This window comes from Streptococcus sp. HMSC071H03 (assembly GCF_001813035.1).
Classification (GTDB): Bacteria; Bacillota; Bacilli; order Lactobacillales; family Streptococcaceae; genus Streptococcus; species Streptococcus anginosus.
In genome coordinates this window covers 1-3283 of sequence record NZ_KV811157.1, presented here as the reverse complement: position 1 = coordinate 3283, position 3283 = coordinate 1, and the positions used below count along the sequence as shown (strand labels likewise).

Genomic DNA, 3283 nt, shown 5'->3' with positions numbered 1-3283 from the left:
ACGTGCCTTTCGGTCTTGACGAGCATAGCCATAATAAGGCATTACAACATTGATTGATTCAGCACTTGCACGCTTTAAAGCATCCACCATGATTAAAATTTCCATCAAATTATCATTGACGGGCGAGCTCGTTGACTGCAAGATAAAAACATGTTTTCCGCTGATAGATTCTTCGATATTTACCTGAATCTCCCCATCAGAAAATTGACGCACGGTTGACTTTCCAAGCTCCATACCAATCTCTTGAGCAACACGTTTAGCCAGTTCCTGGTTAGACGAAAGAGCAAAGAGCTTTAAATCAGAAAACGACATGATTTCCTCCAGTATATATTCGTTTCTTTGTAAATCAGTTACAAAATTCTCCACTTAACATTGTAACCCTTTTTAGTGAATTTTTCAATTAAAAATAAAAAACGCAAGATGCGCTTTTTATCTTTATATTCATTAATTTGGATAGATGTAAGTAAATGAACCTTGTCCTGCAGCAGCTGGATTGAACCAACCACGATAATTTCCAATAGCTTGATTACCTGCATAATTTGCTTCAGATACTTGAATACTTGTAGCTGATTGAACAGCTGTTACAACAGCAACGTGTCCATAACCACCATCGTTCCATGAAATGATTGCACCTACTTGAGGTGTTGAACCTGTACGGAAACCAGCTGCAGCCGCACTTGCTGCCCATTGAGCCCCATTGCCCCAATAATCACCAGCCCACGGAGCTAATGTTTTTGCTCCCCATGTACATTGACCAACTGGATAAGTTGAAGCAGATGAACTATATGTAGGACGGCTCACAGTTCTAGTAGTAGTAGTTGCTGCTTGTTGCGTCACATTTGTTTGAGTTGGCGTAGCTGCTGCACCACTATTGTTGTTTACAGCTTGTACTTGTGCTGCCAAACTTGTATTAGCAGAAGAAGCTACAGCTTGTTCTTGCGCCGCTTGTTGTGCTTTATAAGCTGCTTCTTGTGCTGCTGCCTCTTCAGCTGCCTTTTGTGCCGCTGCCTTTGTGCCAACAATGAGTTCTTTTCACCTTCAGCAGTTGCTTTTTCCGCAGCAAGATTCAACTGCGCTGCTTTTAGTTCAGCTTGCTTAGTAGACAATGTTTTTGCATCATTTGCAAGTGTTTGTTGATTTGCGATAACAGTATTTATCGCTTCATTATTTGCTACTTGTTTTTCAGAAATAGCTTTTTTATCTTGTTTTTGTTGTTCCAACATTTTATTGTTTGCTGAAACAATTTCGCTCATAGCAGAAACACGTGAAATAGCTTCTGTAATCGATTTTGAATTTACAATTGTATTGATATAGCTTGTAGCTGTACCGCCCGTTTGAGCACTACGTGCTTGATTAGCCAATGATTCATTACGCGCTACAATATTCTTAGACAACGTTTCGATTTCAGCCGATAATTTTGTTGATTCAGCTTGAAGTTTTTCGTTTTCAGCTTTCAATTTTTCTTGTTGAGATTGAATAGATGAAACTTGAGCTTGAATTTGATCTACTTGAGCTTGAGCTGATTTTTGTTGATCATTCAAACTATTAATTTTACTATCTTGTGCAGCGATTTGTCATCAGTAGAATCTGCATGTACATTTACAAGAGATGCTCCCTGTGCAAAAACCATTGTACTTAATAAGATTGACGTAAGTAATTTTTTCTTCATAAACAATTATACTCCTATTCGATAAGACATTTATAAGTATAACAAAAAAAGGCGCTGAGTATGTTACGCCTTTATTACATTTCTATTTCCAATTCATCATAAAATCTTATCATAAATATATCTTCTCCAAAATTGGTTGAAGCAACAAAAAGAATAGTAAATTTGAGACCATTGTCGGAGCAATTGTATAAACGACAAAATCTGCAAAAGACATTTGAGCTAGATGGGTAACATTTGCCAAAGCGAACGTAGCCACCTCAAAGAAAAATACTAAAATAGCAACTGTTAAAAAACGACTAACTCGATTAGACATCAAAACAGAATTATATTTACTAATAACAATCCCCACTAAAGGCAACAATAGTGTCGAAATGCCGATAATATGAAAATAATACACATCATACAATAAACCAATTAACAGCAACATGATAAAATTAGTATTTTCTGAAAGATTTATCGAAATATACAAAATAAAGATAAGCAAAAGATGACTTAGTAAGTGGATATTATTTGGAAATAAATTAGTTAAAAGATTTGAAAGATGGCCATCTACTAACATCACAACAAATAAAACCAAAAAAGGTAAAACGTAGTTTTTAAAAAATTTCATATCAATTTCCTACCAATGTTACCACACGAATATCTGACAAATCTGCACTCGGTTTTATAAATACCTCTTTTGTTAAATGGTCCGATTTTTCAGTAACAGAAAGGACTGTTCCAACCGGAATATTAGGAATGTTGTACGTTCCTAAACCACTGGTCACAACTTTCTCACCTTTTTTAATGGTATCCGAACTATTTAACTGACTAATAATAAAAGCAGATCTTTCTTTACTGTAGCCAACAATCACACCATAAATTGTGCTTGTCTCCGTTTGAATTCTTACTGAAATATTATCAACATTTTTATTATTTGTTAAAAGATTTACTTGGCTAGAATGAGAAGCGACATCTTTCACACTACCAATCAAGCCACCGTTTGCCACCGCTAGCATTGTATTTCGAATTCCATTTTGACGACCAGCATTGACAGTTAATTCAGATAACCAAGAAACCGGCATACGCGTAATAACATCAGATGAAACCGTTTTTTTTGACTCATAAAGATTTTTCATTTCTAATAGCTGTCTTAATTGAGCATTTTCATCTTTTAATGAAGCTGAATCAGCAGATTGTTCTTCTGCTTTAAATAAAGCTTTTTTTAATTGCTTGTTTTCTTTATATGTCCGTGATAAATCAGTCAAATCTGATTTAACATCCACCAAAAAATTAAATGGTTTTGAAATAATATTATCCAAAATAGAAACAACATTAGAAGTTGCATTCACCACACCTAAAGAACGAGTAGTAACTAAAAGTACAGAAGTTACGATTATCAAAATAGCAGTCATAATAATAAATTTGGATTTTTTCATACGATTCACTCTACTCCCACAATAGACACGCCAGATTCAACAGGTAATAGAAAAGGAGATAGCTACCGCTACACTCCTTACATACGGAGAATGGGGGATTCGAACCCCCGCGCCAGTTACCCGACCTAACGATTTAGCAAACCGTCCTCTTCAGCCTCTTGAGTAATTCTCCAAAAATTATTATGGGCACGAGTGG

General features: G+C 35.6%; 3 protein-coding genes, 1 tRNA gene and 1 pseudogene. All 5 read right to left on the bottom strand.

Features of this window, described 5'->3' with window-relative positions:
• Nucleotides 1-312 (bottom strand): ribose-phosphate diphosphokinase (gene prs, locus HMPREF2887_RS03700; RefSeq protein ID WP_148131484.1); only part of this gene is annotated, 312 nt, incomplete at its 3' end.
• 132 nt (nucleotides 313-444) lie between these two features.
• Nucleotides 445-1669: pseudogene (pcsB, locus tag HMPREF2887_RS10640) on the bottom strand (peptidoglycan hydrolase PcsB).
• A 109-nt stretch (nucleotides 1670-1778) separates the two neighbouring features.
• The gene (mreD, locus tag HMPREF2887_RS03690) at nucleotides 1779-2279 is read right to left on the bottom strand and encodes a rod shape-determining protein MreD (RefSeq protein ID WP_021001140.1); all 501 of its coding nucleotides are present in this window, start codon (nucleotides 2277-2279) and stop codon (nucleotides 1779-1781) included.
• 1 nt (nucleotide 2280) lies between these two features.
• Entirely contained in the window at nucleotides 2281-3087 is an 807-nt protein-coding gene (gene mreC / locus HMPREF2887_RS03685) for a rod shape-determining protein MreC (RefSeq protein WP_021001139.1), read from the bottom strand.
• An 84-nt stretch (nucleotides 3088-3171) separates the two neighbouring features.
• A tRNA-Ser gene (locus tag HMPREF2887_RS03680) sits at nucleotides 3172-3259 on the bottom strand.
• Between the last annotated feature and the right edge of the window lie 24 nt (nucleotides 3260-3283).

What these genes read in the sequence shown, in the direction of transcription:
- mreC (WP_021001139.1), bottom strand. Translation starts at nt 3,087, where the DNA reads ATGAAAAAATCCAAATTTATTATTATGACTGCTATTTTGATAATCGTA.
- mreD (WP_021001140.1), bottom strand. Translation starts at nt 2,279, where the DNA reads ATGAAATTTTTTAAAAACTACGTTTTACCTTTTTTGGTTTTATTTGTT.